A 15,394-nucleotide genomic window follows, 5' to 3' on the forward strand; every position below is an offset into this window, starting at 1 on the left:
GACTACTCGGCACCCTCGATGGAACCGAAGGCGATGTTCCAACGGCGCACGGTGCGCTCTGCGATGAAACCGCCCTGGTGGAAGGGGTCGCCGTCCATGATCTCGGAGACCTCGTCCACGGAGTCTCCCGTGATGATGAGCAGCGCGCCCAGCGGGTCGGCCTCGGTCAGGCGACCGGAGACGAGCAGGGTGCCCTGCTCGTGGAGGCCCTGGAGGAACTCGACGTGGGAGGGCCGGGTCTGGGTCATCTCCTCGGTCTCGGGGACGTAGGCGTAGGTGACGGCGTAGGCAGCCATGGGTTCGCTCCTGAACGTTGGGATCGCACGGTCATGTGACCGGCATGACTCCCCATCGTGCGTCAGCTGGACTGGAGAACTCGCCCACGTTCCCGTTGAACGGGAACTCGAGCCGCGTCCCGCGATGGATCCGGCTCAGCCCTCCGGCTCGGAATGGAATGCCTGGACGCCGATCATCCGCCGGAACCCCATCTGACGGGACAGGCCCCGGGCGGCGGCCAACAGGGTGGGGGCCTGGACCTGCAGGTTGACCTGGTCCACCGGGGCCACGATCGAGAGGGCACCGAGCACCTTGCCGCCGGTGCCGAACACGGGGGCGGCCGTGCCGGAGGAGCCAGCCACCGCCACCCCGCGCAGGTGCACGTAGCCATCTGTCCGCGTCTGAGCCAGCCGGCGGCGTAGCCCGGACTCGGTGACCCCGGAGTCTCGGGTGATGGGATCCCAGGGCTCGCAGAGGTAGCGGTCCTGGAGGGACCGGGGCGAGAAGGCCAGGATGGCCAGCCCTGCCGCCGTCGAGAGCACCGGCAGGCGGCCGGCGACCTTGGTCAGGTCCGTCGGCACGTCCCGGCTGATGAGCCGCTCCAGGTAGATGATGGTGTGTTCCTGGTCATCCAGGATGGCCAGTGAGGTGTTCTGGCGCTGCGTGACATGGACTGCCTCCATGAAGGGCAGGGCCGCCTGGCCGAACTCCTGGTAGGAGGAGCTGCGCTGGCCCAGTTCCCAGAGCACGAGCCCGATCCGGAACCCGCCTCCGGGGGTGCGGCGCAGCAGGCCCTCCTCGGCCATGTCCGCGGCCAGCCGGTGGGCGGTGGAGGAGGACAGCTCTGCACGGTCTGCCAGTTCGGTGGCGGTCAGCTCGGGGTGGTCGGAGTCGAAGGCATGGAGTACCCGGACCAGCCGCTGGATGAGCGATTCCCCCGAGCGCGAATTGGCCATCCACCCATCGTAGGTGGTGGCCCTCCCGTCGCTCGTCCGGGTCCGGGCCCGGGAACGACCCGCCTCAGCCGGAGGTGCCCGCCGCGTGGCACGCGGCCAACCACCCGAAGGTCATCCCGGAACCCACCTGGGTCCCGGCGCCGGGATACTCGCTGCCCATGACGGAGGCGGCGTCGTTGCCCGCCGCGTAGAGCCCCTCGATCTCCCGGCCCGCGGCATCCACCACCTGGGCCTGCCCGTTGATCCGGATCCCATAGGCGGTCGCCAGCGGGGTCGGCACCACGGCCATGGCATAGAAGGGCGCCCGCTCGACGGGCCCGAGATTCGGGTTCGGCCCGTGCTCCGGATCCCCGGCCACGCGGCCGAACATCAGCTCGCCCTTGTGGAAGTCCTCGTCCACCCCGCTCTCGGCGAAGCCGTTGTAGCGCCGCACGGTCTCCTCCAGCCCGGCCGCGTCCACACCGATCTGCCCGGCGAGCTCCCGCAGGGAGGAGCCGCGGTACAGGTAGCCGGAGTCGACGTACTTCTGTAGCGCAGCCGCCGGCAGGTGCGGCATGGTGATCATGCCCAGCCCGTACTTCGCCAGGGAACGGGAGTCCACGATCAACCAGGCCGGGACGGTCGGCACGCTCTGGTGGGAGGCGTACATGGCCCGCACGAAGCGGTGGTAGGACTGGGATTCGTCCGTGAACCGCCGCCCGGCGGCGTTGACGGCCATCAGCCCGGGCTTGGCACGGTCCCAGATATGCGGGAAGACCGCTGTGGAGCCGTCTGCCCGGGTGCCGATCGATGAGGGAAACCACAGGGCGTTCTCGCCGTTTTCATTCCCGGCGGAACCGCCCACGGCCTGGCTGAGCCGGAGCGAGTCACCGGTCGAGCCCTCGCCGGCGCGGGAGAACTGGGCAGTGGGCTCGGGCAGGTACTTCTCGCGCAGCTCGGGGCTCTGCGGGAAGCCGCCGGCGGCAAGCACCACGCCACGCCGGGCGCGGATGCGCAACTCGCGCCCACCGTGGCCCGCGACGGCACCCGTCACTCGGGCGTCCTCTGCCACACCCTCGCGAATCAGCTCGGTGGTGTAGGCGTTGCGCCACACCTCGCCACCGCGTTGGAGCAGCCCGTGGTACATGCGGGCCGTCAGGGCGTTGCCCATGACCAGACGGGTGCCCCGGGGGTTCCGGACCATGTCCAGGGCCCAGCGCACCCCGAGGCCCAGGGCCGTGGCACCGGCCTTGACGGTCTTGCCGGGCTTCTTGGAGAACAGCCCCAGCAGGGTGGTCACCTCGGCGCGGCGGAGCATCATGGTGCCGCCCATCAGGGCGAACTCGGGCACGGGCGGGCGCACGTGCCGGAAGCGGTCCCGCCCGAGCGCGCGGCCGTCGAACGGCTCAGGCTCCAGGGCGCGGCCGGTCTGACCGGTCTCCGGCAGCTCGGAGTGGTAGTCCACCACGGCCGGGGAGGGCCGGAAGGTCACCCCCGCATCCGCCATGTACTCCAGCATCCGGGGGCCATTGTCCAGGTAGGCCTGCCGCAGGGCCTTGTCTGACTTCTCCCCCACCAGCCGGTCGAGGTAGCGCTCGGCCCGCGCAGCGTCGTCGGTGTTCCCCTCGGCCCGCTGGAAGTGGTTGTCCGGGATCCAGCAGGTTCCGGCGGAGTAGGCCGTGGTGCCCCCGATGTACTCGGTCTTCTCCAGCACCAGCACGTCCAGGCCCTCCTGGGCTCCGGTCAGTGCGGCGGCGAGCCCCGCTGCCCCGGAGCCGAGCACCAGGAGATCCACCTCGCGGTCCCATGGCAGGCTCGGGGACTCCTCCGGCGCGGAGATCGGTTGTGCGGCTGGATTCTCGGACATCGACCCACCTGGTTCTGTGTTGCGGCATGATTCCACCGCGTCCGTGACGCGGCTCACGGACCATCGTGGCGCACGGGTCGAGTGCTTGACCCCCGGCTTCCCGTTGAACGGGAATCAGAGGGGCTTCTGCCAGGCCGGGTGAGTGGCCACCGGGACGAAGCCGAGCTCGCCGTTGGCGCGCAGGATCGCCCGGTTCTCAGCGGCGTTCCAGGTGTACAGGCGGTCCGCCTCCGGCCGATGCCGCAACAGCCGGGAGACGTTGGCCGCCTTCAGCAGCAGCGCCAGCCCGAGCCCGCGGTGCTCCGGGTGGACCAGGGTGTTGCCCTGATACGCGGCCTGCGGCAGGTCGGCGAAGGTCTCGATGTCTGAGTGTCCCGCGAGCCGGCCGGTCGCCCGATCCCGCACCGCCGTGGTGATGACTGTCAGCCCCATCCCCTCCCGCGCCCGTTCCTCGGCGCGCAGCCGGTCCACGTCCCACGCCTCGGAGGCACGCTCGACCTCCCCGGCCGGGGCCTCTGTGGCCATCCGACCGAGCAACTCCGCCAGGTCGGCAGCATCCTCCTCCGGGCAGGACCCCTGCCAGCCGACCACCTCATAGCCGTGATCCTGCGCTGCGGAGGAGCCGGACTCAGCACGCAGCGCCGCCCCGGCCGCCCCCCGCAGCTCCAGCACGGAGACCACCTCCACCTGCGCCAGCCCGTAGCCGTGGGCGGCGGCGAACCGCGCGTCCGGAGCCTGTCGGCGCACGGTGACTGGGCCGTCGTCGGGCTTGTTCTCCGGCCTGACCACCGGCGTCAGGCCGGTCTGCAACGAGGTCCCGGTGACGAAGACCGGGCCGGACCCCACGGCGGCCGGATCCAGCAGCGCATTGTCCGTCCAGGACTGCAGGACAGAGCGTCCCCGGCGTGCCGCCTCCGCCTCGGCCTCCTGCAACAGCGCGGAACCGACCCCCTGGCGGCGGAAATCGGGGTGCACCACCACCCGCACCTCGGCGGTGCGCGGCTGGGCCGTGGGGTCAGCAGTGGGCTCGAACGGCAGGCTCAGGGCTGCATAGCCGATGATCCGATCCGCCACGCGGGCCACTGCGTGGTGTGTGCGCATGTCCTGGCGGGCCGTGGCGCCGGCCAGCTGGTTCTCCGGCGAGACGTAGAAGTCATTGGTCCCCCAGAACAGGGACGTCACGAGGTTGGCCAGCTGGGCCACCTGCAGGAAGTCGGCGGTGGCCGGGGGCATCGGCAATCGTGCCTGGTCGAGGGCGTCAGGCAGCTGGAGCCATGCGATGTTCATGGGTCCATTAAACCCCCGCCGTTAACGACTCGAGGCCGGAACCGGCGAATACTCGCTGGTTCCGGCCTCGGATCTCATCGACGGGCCCAGGGGCCCGGATGCTCAGGTCAGGCCTGGGCCTCGGCAGCCGCCTCGATCTTGACCACGTTCGGGTCCACCTTGATGCCGGGGCCGAAGGTCGTGGAGATGGTGGCCTTGGAGATGTACCGGCCCTTGGACGCGGACGGCTTCAGGCGCAGCACCTCCTCCAGGGCGGCGGCGTAGTTCTCGGCCAGCTTCTCGGCCTCGAAGCTGGTCTTGCCGATGATGAAGTGCAGGTTGGCGTGCTTGTCGACGCGGAAGTCGATCTTGCCACCCTTGATGTCGGTGACGGCCTTGGCCACGTCCGGGGTCACCGTGCCGGTCTTCGGGTTCGGCATGAGGTTGCGCGGGCCGAGGATCTTGCCCAGGCGGCCGACCTTGCCCATCATGTCCGGGGACGCCACGGCGGCGTCGAAGCCGGTCCAGCCGCCCTGGACCTTGGCGATCAGGTCATCGGCACCGACGAAGTCGGCGCCTGCCGCCTCGGCGGCCACGGCCCGGTCACCGGTGGCGAAGACGACCACGCGGGCGGTCTTACCGGTGCCGTTGGGCAGGTTGACGGTGCCGCGCACCATCTGGTCCGCCTTGCGCGGGTCGACGCTCAGGCGGAAGGCGACCTCCACGGTGGCGTCCGACTTGGACGGGTTGGTGTCCTTGGCCAAGGCGATGGCCTCGACGGGGCCGTAGACGTCCTCGCCGATCTTCTCCTGGGCCGCCTTGTATGCTTTGCTGCGCTGTGCCATCTGCGTTTTCTCCTTATGCAGTCGTGGTCTGCGGGTCGCGCGCGACCCTGCCACTGGGTGTTCGAGTGGTGGTTCCGTCAGCCGTCGACGGTGATGCCCATGGAGCGGGCGGTGCCGGCGATGATCTTGGCAGCAGCCTCGAGATCGTTGGCGTTGAGGTCTTCCATCTTGGTCTGGGCGATCTCCTCGCACTGGGCCTGGGTCAGCTTGCCGACCTTGTCCGTGTGCGGGGTGGAGGAGCCCTTGGAGACCTTGGCGGCCTTCTTGATCAGCTCGGCGGCCGGAGGGGTCTTGGTGATGAAGGTGAACGAACGGTCTTCGTACACGGTGATCTCGACCGGGACGACGTTGCCACGCTGGGATTCCGTCGCGGCGTTGTACGCCTTGCAGAACTCCATGATGTTCACGCCGTGCTGACCGAGCGCAGGGCCGATCGGCGGGGCCGGGTTGGCGGCTCCTGCCTGGATCTGCAGCTTGATCAGGCCTGCGACCTTCTTCTTGGGGGCCATTATCGGGTCCTTCTTCTGTTGCGTGTTCCCCGGAGCACAGGAGCGTGATCCGGAGCTGGTGGCCACCGTGGCGCGGTGGCCGGTCCGCCCTCCGCCCGGCAAAGCAACCGAGCGGCGGCGAAGAGTGTGGGTCCTCTACCGGATCTTGGTGACCTGGTTGAAGGACAGGGTGACCGGGGTCTCCCGCTCGAAGATGGTCACCAGGACCACGAGCTGCTGGGATTCGACCTTGACCTCGGAGATGGTGGCCGGCAGCGTCTCGAACGGACCGTCGTTGACGGTGACCGACTCGCCGACCTCGAAGTCGACCTCGATCGCCGGGGCGCCGGTCTCGGCACCGGACGGGGCCGGACGGCCCTCGGCCTCGGCCGACTTGGTGGCCTCCTGCAGGACCGAGGGGGCCAGCATGGAGTGCACCTCATCCAGGGACAGCGGGAACGGGTCGTGAGCATTGCCCACGAAGCCGGTCACACCGGGGGTGTGGCGGACCACACCCCAGGAGGCTTCGGTCAGGTCCATCCGCACGAGCACGTAACCGGGGATGCGCACCCGGTTGACGAGCTTGCGCGTGGTGTTGCGGATCTCCACGACCTCTTCCATGGGGACTTCGATCTCATAGATGTAGTCCTCCATCTCCTGGGTCTGGATACGCGTCTCGAGGTTGGTCTTCACGCGCTTCTCATAGCCGGCGTACGTGTGGATGACGTACCAGTCGCCAGGCTGACGGCGCAGCCGGGTGCGGAGTTCCTCGGCGGGATCCACCTCAGGCTGGGCCTCCGCAGCTGGCTCCGCCTCCGGCGCAGCCTCGGATCCCACCTCGGTCTCGGTCTCCACCTCGGCCTCGGAGTCAGGCTCCACTGCCTCGCCGGCCACGGCGGCGTCCTCAGCGGTCTGAGGGTCCTGCGACGGCTGGGACTGCTCCTCTTCGAGGGCATCGGCCTCGGCGAGTGCGTCAGCCTGCGGTTCGAGTTCCTGCTCGGACACTGGTTCCTGCTTTCTTCACGCGTTCAACGTACTTCCGGCAGGGCTTCTCCTCCGGCGGGACGGGTGTGGTGCGCCCCCTGCGCAGACCCACCTGCGGATCAGACGCTGCCGTCACCGAAGACGAAGGAGGCGCCCGAGCCGAACACGAAGTCCAGCAGGGTGACCAGCAAGATCATGAAGATCACGAAGACGAGCACGACGCCCGTGAGCTTCACCAGCTCCTCGCGGGTGGGGGTGACCACCTTCTTGAGCTCGTCCACCACCTGGCGCAGGAACAGAGCGATGCGGCCGAAGAAGCCTCGCTTCCGCGGCGACTCAGGGGACTGGTCCCCCGTGCTGTTCGCAGCTGCCTCGGTCACGTGGCCTCACTTGCTTGATCGACACTGAAACTGTCCTGCCGGGCGACCCCGGATCACCGGGACCGCCCTGCGCAGGGTAGACAGGACTCGAACCTGCAACCTGCGGTTTTGGAGACCGCTGCGCTACCAATTGCGCCACTACCCTAGGGGCCGAACTGTCATCATCCACGGGACATGCCATGGCACGGCCCAGCATGATGCTTTTCAACACCGGGGAACAACTTTACGTCATCGCAGGCAGTGAGTCGAACCGGCCGGATCCTGCCGCCCCTCAGACCGCCCCGCTCCACTAGGCTGGAAGTCATCGACGCCCGGAATCCACCCGCCGGAAGGACCCCATGCCGAACACACCGTCATCCCAGCCCCGCAGCCGCGTCTCCCAGCGCATCGGCTCGATCGCCGAGTCCGCCACCCTCGCCGTCGACGCGAAGGCGAAGGCGCTCAAGGCTGCCGGGCGCCCCGTGATCGGCTTCGGCGCCGGCGAGCCGGACTTCCCCACCCCGGACTACATCGTCGAGGCCGCGGTCGAGGCCGCCCGGGATCCGAAGAACCACCGCTACTCCCCCGCAGCCGGGCTGCCGGAGCTGCGTCAGGCGATCGCCGAGAAGACCCTGCGGGACTCGGGCTTCGAGATCGAGCCGGCGCAGGTGCTGGTGACCAACGGCGGCAAGCAGGCGGTCTACAACACCTTCGCCGCCCTGTTGGACCCGGGCGACGAGGTCATCGTCCCCGCCCCGTACTGGACCACCTACCCCGAGTCGATCCGGTTGGCCGGCGGGGTCCCCGTGGACGTCTTCGCGGGACCGGAACAGGGCTACAAGGTCACCGTGGAGCAGCTGGACGCGGCGGTGACGGAACGCACCAAGGTGCTCTCCTTCGTCTCTCCCTCCAACCCGACCGGTGCCGTCTACACCCCTGAGGAGACCGCCGCCATCGGCCGTTGGGCCCACGATCGCGGTCTCTGGGTGGTCACGGACGAGATCTACGAGCACCTCACCTATGACGGCGTGCCCTTCACCTCCATCGCCACGGCGGTTCCCGAGCTCGCCGACCAGGTGATCGTGCTCAACGGCGTGGCCAAGACCTACGCAATGACCGGTTGGCGCGTCGGTTGGATGGCGGGCCCCGTGGACATCATCAAGGCCGCCACCAACCTGCAGTCGCATGCCACCTCGAACGTCGCCAACGTCTCCCAGCGTGCGGCGCTGGCCGCCGTCTCGGGCCCGCTGGACGCCGTGGATCAGATGAAGACGGCCTTTGACCGGCGGCGGAAGGCCATGGTGGCCGGTCTCAACGAGGTGCCCGGATTCTCCTGCCCGACGCCGGCCGGGGCCTTCTACGCCTACGTGGACGTCCGCGGTGCGCTGGGCGACGCGGCGGGACGGGGACACCAGACCTCGGCCGAGCTGGCGGGCCACATCCTCGAGGAGGCCGAGGTCGCCGTCGTGCCCGGCGAGGCCTTCGGCCCCTCCGGCTATCTGCGCCTGTCCTACGCCCTGGGGGACGAGGACCTGGCCGAGGGCATCGGCCGGATCCAGAAGCTCCTCTCCTGACCCACCCCTCTACTTTGAGGGCGATCCCAACGGGTGTGGATTGCCCTCAAAACGACATCGAGGGACCCGCGGGTCGCAGATGCGGTCGTCAAGGGGTATTTGAAGCGCAGGTGCGTGCATTAGGGTCTCCTCCATGACTCTTCTGCGCGTCTCTGAGGCCGCCCGGTATCTCGGTGTCAGTGATGACACCGTGCGCCGGTGGGTGTCCGCCGGTCGCCTGGCCGGGCACATGGACGACTCCGGCCGGGCCGCCGTGGACGGGGTGGAGGTGGCGGCCCTCGTTCGGGACTCCTCGGATCATGCGGACGGCGTCCCCACCTCGGCCCGCAACCGCTTGACGGGGCTCGTGACCAACGTGGTCATGGACACCGTGATGGCCCAGGTGGAACTCCAGTGCGGCCCCTTCCGCGTGGTCTCCCTCATGAGCGCCGAGGCGGCGCGCGAGCTGGGTCTGGAGCCGGGCATGCCGGCCACCGCCGTGGTCAAGGCGACCACCGTGGTCGTCAATCGCGAGGTCGCCCCGTGAGAACCTCCCTGAAGTACGGCTCGGCCCTGGCTTTCACCGCCGTCACCGCCCTGGCCCTCACGGGATGCGGAGGCGGGGATCCTGCCGGTCCGGCCGCCGAGGGCTCCACCCTCACCGTCTTCGCCGCGGCCTCCCTCGGCGAGGCCTTCGAGGAGCTCGCGGACGGCTTCGAGGCGGAGCACCCCGGAGTGGAGGTCGAGTTCAACGTCGCCGGCTCCTCCGCCCTCGCGGAGCAGATCACCGCCGGCGCCCCCGCGGACGTCTTCGCCGCGGCCAACCAGGCCACCATGGACACGGCGGTGGAGGCCGGGGAGGTGTCCGGGGAGCCGGCCGCCTTCGCCACCAACGTGCTGACCCTGGTCACCCCGCCGGGCAACCCCGCGGGCCTCTCCTCCCTGCAGGACGCTGCCGCGGACGGGGTGAAGCTCGTGGTCTGCGCCCCCCAGGTCCCCTGCGGTGACGCCACGGTCACCGTGGCCGAGGAGGCTGGCGTGGAGTTGTCCCCGAGCAGCGAGGAGTCCCAGGTGACCGACGTCCTGGGCAAGGTCACCTCCGGGGAGGCCGACGCCGGGCTGGTCTACGTCACGGACGCGATCGGGGCCGGGGATGCCGTGGAGACCATCGAGCTGGCCCCTGCGGAGTCCGCTGTGAACCGCTACCCGATCTCCGTGCTGCGGGCCGCCGGGGAGAACGGCTCCGGACAGCCCGAGCTGGCCCGGAGCTTCGTGGACTACGTGGGCTCCGAGGACGGCCAGTCGTTGTTGGAGGGTCATGGCTTCGGCCGCCCCGGGTAGGGCCGGCACCGACCGCACGGTCCGGGTCCGTCCTCCCGCCGCGCTGACCGCGGTGGGCCTGTTCGGCGGCGTGGCCCTGCTGGTGCCGTTCGCCGCCCTCGTGGCCGGGGTGGACCTGGCCCGCCTGCCGGAGCTGCTGACCTCCGAGTCCGCCCTGGAGGCCCTGGGCCTCTCGCTGCGCACGGCGTTCCTGTCCACCGTGATCTGCCTGGTGCTGGGCACCCCGTTGGCGCTGGTGCTCACGCGCGTGGAGTTCCCCGGCCGCAACCTGGCCCGCTCTCTCGTGCTGCTGCCGCTCGTGGTCCCGCCCGTGGTGGGCGGCATCGCCCTCACGGAGGCCTTCGGCCGGCGCGGACTGATCGGCGAGCACCTGCACGTGCTGGGGATCGAGATCGCCTTCACCTCTGCCGCCGTGGTCCTGGCCCAGGTCTTCGTCTCCCTCCCGTTCCTCGTGGTGGCCCTCGAGGGCGCCCTGCTGACCCGGGGCGAGGCCCATGAGCGCACGGCCCTGTCCCTCGGGGCCTCCCCGCTGCGCACCTTCTTCACGGTGACGCTGCCGCTGCTCGTCCCCGGGCTGGTGTCCGGACTGGTGCTGAGCTTCGCGCGCGCCCTGGGCGAGTTCGGGGCCACCATCACCTTCGCGGGGTCCCTGCAGGGCACCACCCGCACCCTGCCCCTGCAGATCTACCTGGAGCGGGAGACGGACCCGGAGGCCGCCGTGGCCCTCTCCCTGGTCCTCGTGGTGGCAGCGCTCGTGGTCATCACGGTGGCCTACGGCCGGCGGGGGGCGAGAGCGTGAGACTCGACTGTCACGTGGTGGTCCCCGAGCGCGGGGTCGACGTCGCCTTCACGGCCGCGCCGGGCGAGACCCTCGCCCTGAGCGGAGCGAACGGCGTGGGCAAGTCCACCGTGCTCTCCGCCGTGGCCGGCTGGCTCCGCCCGGAGGCCGGCCACGCCCGGCTCGGAGAGCGGACCCTGTTCGATGAACACGCGTGGATTCCGGCACGACGGCGCAACGTAGGCTACCTGGCGCAGGATCCCCTGCTCTTCCCGCACCTCACGGCCGAGGCGAACGTCGCCTTCGGACTGCGCCGGGCCGGCGTCGTGTCCCGCGCGGAGCGCCGCGAGGTGGCGCGGGACTGGCTCGACCGACTGGGGGTGGGGCACCTGGCCGGGCGCCGGCCGCACCAGTTGTCCGGCGGTCAGGCGCAGCGCACCGCCATCGCACGGGTCCTGGCCTCGGGCCCTGACCTGGTGCTGCTGGACGAGCCGCTCGCCGCCCTCGACGCCGGAACGGCCCCGCAGATCCGCGAGCTGCTGGCCCAGGTGCTGGCCGGGCGCACCACCGTGCTGGTGTCCCACCAGGTGGCGGACGTGGAGGCGCTGGCGGATGCCGTCACAACAATCCCCGCTCCCCCGCCCAGCGCGTGAGCTCGTGGCGATTGGAGAGCTGGAGCTTGCGCAACACGTTGGACACGTGGGTCTCGATGGTCCGCACGGAGATGAACAGGTCCTTGGCGGCCTCCCGGTAGGTGTAGCCGCGCGCGATGAGCCGCATGACCTCGAGCTCCCGGGCGGAGAGCAGGTCCAGCTCCTCATCCCGCACGGCCACGTCCGCGGTGCCGAAGGCGTCCAGGACGAACCCGGCCAGGCGGGGCGAGAACACGGCGTCCCCGCCAGCCACCCGCCGCACCGCGCCCGAGACCTCGGCACCGGAGATGGTCTTGGTGACGTAGCCGCGGGCCCCGGCGCGGATCACCGCCACCACGTCCTCGGCGGAGTCCGAGACGGAGATCGCCAGGAACCGCACCTCCGGGGCCAGGTCCTGGCAGGAGGCCGCCACCTCGGCGCCCCCTCCGCCCCGCCCGCCGGGCAGGTGCACGTCCAGCAGCACCACGTCCGGCTCGTTGGCGTGGATGGTGCGGATCGCGGACTCCACGTCCCCGGCCTCGCCCACCACCTCGACGTCGGCCGGATCCAGGTCCGCCTTCAGTCCGGTCCGGAAGATGGCGTGGTCATCCACGATGACCACGCGGACCGGTCGGGCTGGGTTGTTGCTGATGCTGCTGGTGTTGCTGGTGCTGGTCATGGTGTGGGCCCTTCACTGTTGTTCTTCGGCACCGGCAGGTGCAGGCGGACTTCGGTGCCATCCCCGTCAGTGGAGATGGCGGCTGTCCCGCCGGCGCGCTCCATCCGGCCGATGACGGACTCCCTGATCCCGAGCCGGTCCCTCGGGATGGACTCCAGATCGAAACCCGCGCCCCGATCCTTGACGAAGACGTCCACGGTGTCCGCCCCCACCTCGGCATAGACGCGCGCCGGCCCGGCATGGCGCACGGCGTTGAGCATGGCCTCGCGGGCGGCCTGCAGCAGCGGGTCCAGCCATCCGCCCGTGGCGGTGCCGACGGTCACGACCTCGATGGGCTGGCCGTGGTTGTCCTCGATCGCCGCCGCGAGGTCCTGCAGGCGGTCCGCCAGGTTGCCCTCCGGGCGGGTGGGATCGGCATAGAGGTACTGGCGCAGATCACGCTCCTGGGCGCGCGCCAGCCGGGCGACGGTGGCGGAGTCGGCCGCGTTCCGCTGGATCAGGGCGAGGGTCTGCAGCACGGAGTCGTGTAGGTGGGCGGCGATCTCGGCCCGTTCGGTCTGGACCGCGAGCGCTGAGGACTTGGCGGCGGCATCCCGCCAGAGCTTCAACCCCCACGGGGCGGCCACGAGGGCCACACCGGCCAGGATCACCAGCGCGACCACGAGCCCCAGCCACAGGTCCTGGGTGCCCACGAAGCCGGCGGCGAGCGCCAGGATGCCGACCATGACCAGGAGCAGTCCGAGCACCAGCGAGGTGACCCGGCGGGTGCTGTGCTCGATGCCACCCCCTCGCAGGGTGTCGAACTGGAGCCAGACCAGGGCCACGCCGAGCAGGACGACGGCGGCCGGGCCGAGCATGGCCCAGTTCAGCCGGACTCCGGCCACCATCTGGAGTGTCAGGGCGGCGGCCAGCACCAGGAGCACCAGTCCGAGGACCACCTGCCAGCCGCGCCCCAGGGACTCCGGCAGGTTGCCGAGCCGCCAGGGGCGGGCCTGCTCGGGGGCCCCGCGCACGGGCTCGTCGGAGCCGACCACGGCCTCCCGCTCATCCGGGACGAAGATCCACAGCCAGGCGTAGAACACCAACCCCACTCCGCTGAGCAGGGACAGGGCCACCACCCCGAGCCGCACCCAGCCCAACGGCAGCCCGAGGTGACGGGCCAGCCCGGAACAGACGCCGGCGATGGCGCGGTGCTCACGGGAACGGGTCAGGACGGTGGTCATGGCTCCATCCTGCCTGACGTCAGCCCCTCAGGGTGCCCCGAGGGACTCGGATCAGGGGGTTCTCCGGGACGGCTCAGGGGCATTCCGGATACCGCGGAGAGCGAGGGGAGGCCACGATGGAACCATGAACGAGAACACCGGCTTCTACCCCTGGATCGACTCACTGCGCACCGTGCGCTCCCCGAACCGCTGGATCGGCGGCGTGGTGGCCGGGATGTCCGAGCGCGTCGGCTTGGACCGGACCCTGGGCCGCGCCCTGTTCGTGGTCCTGACCCTGCTGACGGCCGGGCTGACCGTCCTGCTCTACGGGGCCGCCTGGATGTTCCTGCCCGAACCGGACGGACGCATCCATGCCCGAGAGGCCGCCCGGGGGCGCTGGAGCTCGGGGACCACCGGTGCCCTGATCGTCACCGTACTGGGCCTCGGCAGTCTGTTCAGCGTCCCCGGCCAGATCGGCCGTGGTGAGGGCTTCTGGAACTTCGGCAGCATCGTGGGGCTCGCGATCATCGGCTTCTTCGTGTGGCTGGTGGTCACCCGCGGCCGCCAGGACGCCATCGGAACCGGCGCTGGTGACTCCCGGGAAGCCGCCGGCGTCTCCGGTGTCCCCGAGTCCACGGCATCCTCCGCCGCGGCACCCACTGCACCGACACCGCCCGCCTACCTGGCGCCATCGGACACCGGGTGGTACTCGACCCCCACAGAATCCGCCCCAGACTCCGCACCCCTCCCGGAAGGACCGGAACCCATGTCCGCCACCGCCTCGCAGCCCCACTATCAGGCGCCGTACCGACCGGCGCCCACTGCGCCCACTGCGCCCCCGGTGAACCGCACCCCGCCGTCGCTGCCGGGCTCGGCCCAGCTGGCCGTCGTCGGGCTGGCCGTGCTGGCCGGCGCCGCCGTCTCCCTGCTGCGCTACCTCGAGGTCTTCACGGCCTCGTGGCCCGTCATCTGGGCCGCGTCCCTGGCCACCACGCTCGCGGTGCTGGCGATCGGGCTCATCATCGGGGCGGTTGCCGGCCGCGGCGGCGGCGGACTGACCGTCACCACGGCCATCCTCGCCCTCCCCGTGATCGGCGCAACGGGCGGGGCCGCGTTCACGGACGGCATGAATGGTCCGTGGGGGCCCTGGGCCGAGCGCGGCGACTGGAACGGGGGCGTGTTGTCCGGCAGCCCCGCGGACGGCTACGAGCTGAGCTTCGGGGAGGCCACCATCAACCTCTCCGGGCTCGAGGGCAGCAGCTCCACCACCGTGGAGCCGGTGGACCTGAACCTCAGCTTCTCCACCGTGGACCTGGTCGTACCGGAGGACGTGGACGTCTACCTCGAGGTGGACAACTCGTTCAGCTCGGTGGGCGGACCGAACCTCGGCACTGACGGGTCCGGCCGCATCCAGGTGGTGGACGCCCCGGGAGACGAGCGGTTGATCGTGGCCGCCGACCTGTCCTTCTCCACCCTGAACGTCCGCGCCGAAGCCCCTGGCGCGGATGCCGGCGCTGACACCACCGCTGACACCACCGCCGACACCAACACCACGCAGGAGTGAATGACATGAACACCCAAGATCCCCACCTTCCCCACCCTCCCCACCATGATCCCGAGGGCGATGCCCTCGAGGCCGAGATCACCCGCGGCACCGTACATGACCGGCACTTCGAGGCCAACAGCTCCTCCCCCGATGTCCCGGAGAAGCCCAGCCTGCGCACCGGCACCCTGGTGTGGGGGGTGATCGCCCTGCTGCTGGCCCTGTGGTCCCTGTCCGTCACCGTGCTTGACTGGGACGTGGACCCGGTGCTCGTGATGATCGGACTCGCCGTGGTCGGCGGCGTCGCCCTGTTGGCCGGCGGCATCGCCGGCGCTGCCCGTAGCAAGACCCGATAAGCCACCCCAGACAGAGGAGCACACCATGGACACCTTGTACCGCACCCTGAGGAACATCCCCTTCCGCCGCGGGCCGCGCCGCTGGGTCGGCGGCATCTGTGGCGGGATCGCGGCCAAGTTCGGCTGGGACCCCACCCTGGTCAGGATCGTTGTTCTGCTCAGTTTCATCCTGCCGTTGATCGGTCCCGCGGCGTATGTGATTGCATGGATCCTGCTGCCCTGGCAGGACAACACCATCCCGCTGGAGCGAGTGCTCCCGGGAACCCAGCGTCCCCTGTAAGCTCCGGAAA

At 70.4% G+C, this 15,394-nt stretch carries 18 protein-coding genes and 1 tRNA gene; 8 read left to right on the forward strand and 11 right to left on the reverse strand.

Annotation, left to right across the window (positions count from 1 at the left end):
* Positions 1-2: 2 nt before the first annotated feature.
* The 9 genes from IMT31_RS05065 to IMT31_RS05105 all read right to left on the reverse strand — a co-directional run bounded on the left by IMT31_RS05065 (position 3) and on the right by IMT31_RS05105 (position 7,186).
* Positions 3-296: a YciI family protein gene (locus IMT31_RS05065; RefSeq protein ID WP_345360652.1), complete on the reverse strand. Its 294-nt coding sequence runs from the start codon at positions 294-296 to the stop codon at positions 3-5.
* Positions 297-431: 135 nt separating this feature from the next.
* Positions 432-1,232 (reverse strand): IclR family transcriptional regulator, encoded by an 801-nt coding sequence (locus IMT31_RS05070; protein WP_413543985.1) that lies wholly within the window; start codon positions 1,230-1,232, stop codon positions 432-434.
* A gap of 64 nt (positions 1,233-1,296) precedes the next feature.
* Positions 1,297-3,078: an FAD-dependent oxidoreductase gene (locus IMT31_RS05075; RefSeq protein WP_413543986.1), complete on the reverse strand. Its 1,782-nt coding sequence runs from the start codon at positions 3,076-3,078 to the stop codon at positions 1,297-1,299.
* 114 nt (positions 3,079-3,192) lie between these two features.
* Positions 3,193-4,365 carry an N-acetyltransferase family protein gene (locus IMT31_RS05080; protein ID WP_413543987.1) on the reverse strand — a complete coding sequence of 391 codons (1,173 nt, stop codon included), beginning with the start codon at positions 4,363-4,365 and terminating at the stop codon, positions 3,193-3,195.
* A gap of 107 nt (positions 4,366-4,472) precedes the next feature.
* Complete coding sequence (gene rplA, locus IMT31_RS05085; protein WP_413543988.1) at positions 4,473-5,189, reverse strand: 50S ribosomal protein L1; 717 nt, start codon at positions 5,187-5,189, stop codon at positions 4,473-4,475.
* Positions 5,190-5,266: 77 nt separating this feature from the next.
* Positions 5,267-5,698: a 50S ribosomal protein L11 gene (gene rplK / locus IMT31_RS05090; RefSeq protein ID WP_345360642.1), complete on the reverse strand. Its 432-nt coding sequence runs from the start codon at positions 5,696-5,698 to the stop codon at positions 5,267-5,269.
* A gap of 135 nt (positions 5,699-5,833) precedes the next feature.
* Positions 5,834-6,682 (reverse strand): transcription termination/antitermination protein NusG, encoded by an 849-nt coding sequence (gene nusG / locus IMT31_RS05095; RefSeq protein ID WP_413543989.1) that lies wholly within the window; start codon positions 6,680-6,682, stop codon positions 5,834-5,836.
* A gap of 98 nt (positions 6,683-6,780) precedes the next feature.
* Complete coding sequence (gene secE, locus IMT31_RS05100) at positions 6,781-7,041, reverse strand: preprotein translocase subunit SecE (RefSeq protein ID WP_345360639.1); 261 nt, start codon at positions 7,039-7,041, stop codon at positions 6,781-6,783.
* A 72-nt stretch (positions 7,042-7,113) separates the two neighbouring features.
* A tRNA-Trp gene (locus IMT31_RS05105) sits at positions 7,114-7,186 on the reverse strand.
* A 193-nt stretch (positions 7,187-7,379) separates the two neighbouring features.
* Here IMT31_RS05105 and IMT31_RS05110 point away from each other — a divergent pair.
* From IMT31_RS05110 to IMT31_RS05130, 5 genes are all read left to right on the forward strand, one after another.
* Positions 7,380-8,594 (forward strand): pyridoxal phosphate-dependent aminotransferase, encoded by a 1,215-nt coding sequence (locus IMT31_RS05110; RefSeq protein WP_413543990.1) that lies wholly within the window; start codon positions 7,380-7,382, stop codon positions 8,592-8,594.
* A gap of 133 nt (positions 8,595-8,727) precedes the next feature.
* Positions 8,728-9,120 carry a TOBE domain-containing protein gene (locus IMT31_RS05115; protein WP_413543991.1) on the forward strand — a complete coding sequence of 131 codons (393 nt, stop codon included), beginning with the start codon at positions 8,728-8,730 and terminating at the stop codon, positions 9,118-9,120.
* A complete protein-coding gene (gene modA, locus IMT31_RS05120; protein ID WP_345360631.1) occupies positions 9,117-9,914 on the forward strand; it encodes a molybdate ABC transporter substrate-binding protein in 798 nt (265 codons plus the stop codon). The genes IMT31_RS05115 and modA overlap by 4 nt, the downstream gene beginning before the upstream one ends.
* On the forward strand, positions 9,892-10,713 hold the full coding sequence (locus tag IMT31_RS05125; RefSeq protein ID WP_345360628.1) for an ABC transporter permease: 822 nt from the start codon (positions 9,892-9,894) through the stop codon (positions 10,711-10,713). The genes modA and IMT31_RS05125 overlap by 23 nt, the downstream gene beginning before the upstream one ends.
* On the forward strand, positions 10,710-11,345 hold the full coding sequence (locus IMT31_RS05130; protein ID WP_413543992.1) for a sulfate/molybdate ABC transporter ATP-binding protein: 636 nt from the start codon (positions 10,710-10,712) through the stop codon (positions 11,343-11,345). Before IMT31_RS05125 ends, IMT31_RS05130 begins: the two co-directional genes overlap by 4 nt.
* Here the strand turns inward: IMT31_RS05130 and IMT31_RS05135 are convergent.
* Together IMT31_RS05135 and IMT31_RS05140 are read right to left on the reverse strand one after the other, a co-directional pair.
* Complete coding sequence (locus IMT31_RS05135) at positions 11,311-12,003, reverse strand: response regulator transcription factor (RefSeq protein ID WP_345360622.1); 693 nt, start codon at positions 12,001-12,003, stop codon at positions 11,311-11,313. The two genes, IMT31_RS05130 and IMT31_RS05135, sit on opposite strands and share 35 nt — an antisense overlap.
* Positions 12,000-13,226, reverse strand: a complete 1,227-nt coding sequence (locus tag IMT31_RS05140) for a PspC domain-containing protein (RefSeq protein WP_413543993.1) — start codon at positions 13,224-13,226, stop codon at positions 12,000-12,002. Before IMT31_RS05140 ends, IMT31_RS05135 begins: the two co-directional genes overlap by 4 nt.
* A gap of 124 nt (positions 13,227-13,350) precedes the next feature.
* Between IMT31_RS05140 and IMT31_RS05145 the strand changes: the two genes are divergently transcribed.
* Genes IMT31_RS05145 through IMT31_RS05155 form a run of 3 tightly spaced genes read left to right on the forward strand, consistent with a single transcriptional unit; the run spans position 13,351 to position 15,384 of the window.
* Complete coding sequence (locus tag IMT31_RS05145) at positions 13,351-14,769, forward strand: PspC domain-containing protein (RefSeq protein WP_413543994.1); 1,419 nt, start codon at positions 13,351-13,353, stop codon at positions 14,767-14,769.
* A 5-nt stretch (positions 14,770-14,774) separates the two neighbouring features.
* Positions 14,775-15,104: a hypothetical protein gene (locus IMT31_RS05150; RefSeq protein ID WP_345360612.1), complete on the forward strand. Its 330-nt coding sequence runs from the start codon at positions 14,775-14,777 to the stop codon at positions 15,102-15,104.
* Between the two features lie 25 nt (positions 15,105-15,129).
* Positions 15,130-15,384 (forward strand): PspC domain-containing protein, encoded by a 255-nt coding sequence (locus tag IMT31_RS05155; protein ID WP_413543995.1) that lies wholly within the window; start codon positions 15,130-15,132, stop codon positions 15,382-15,384.
* Positions 15,385-15,394 lie beyond the last annotated feature (10 nt).

This window comes from Citricoccus nitrophenolicus (assembly GCF_047305825.1).
In the GTDB taxonomy this organism is placed as follows: domain Bacteria; phylum Actinomycetota; class Actinomycetes; order Actinomycetales; family Micrococcaceae; genus Citricoccus; species Citricoccus nitrophenolicus.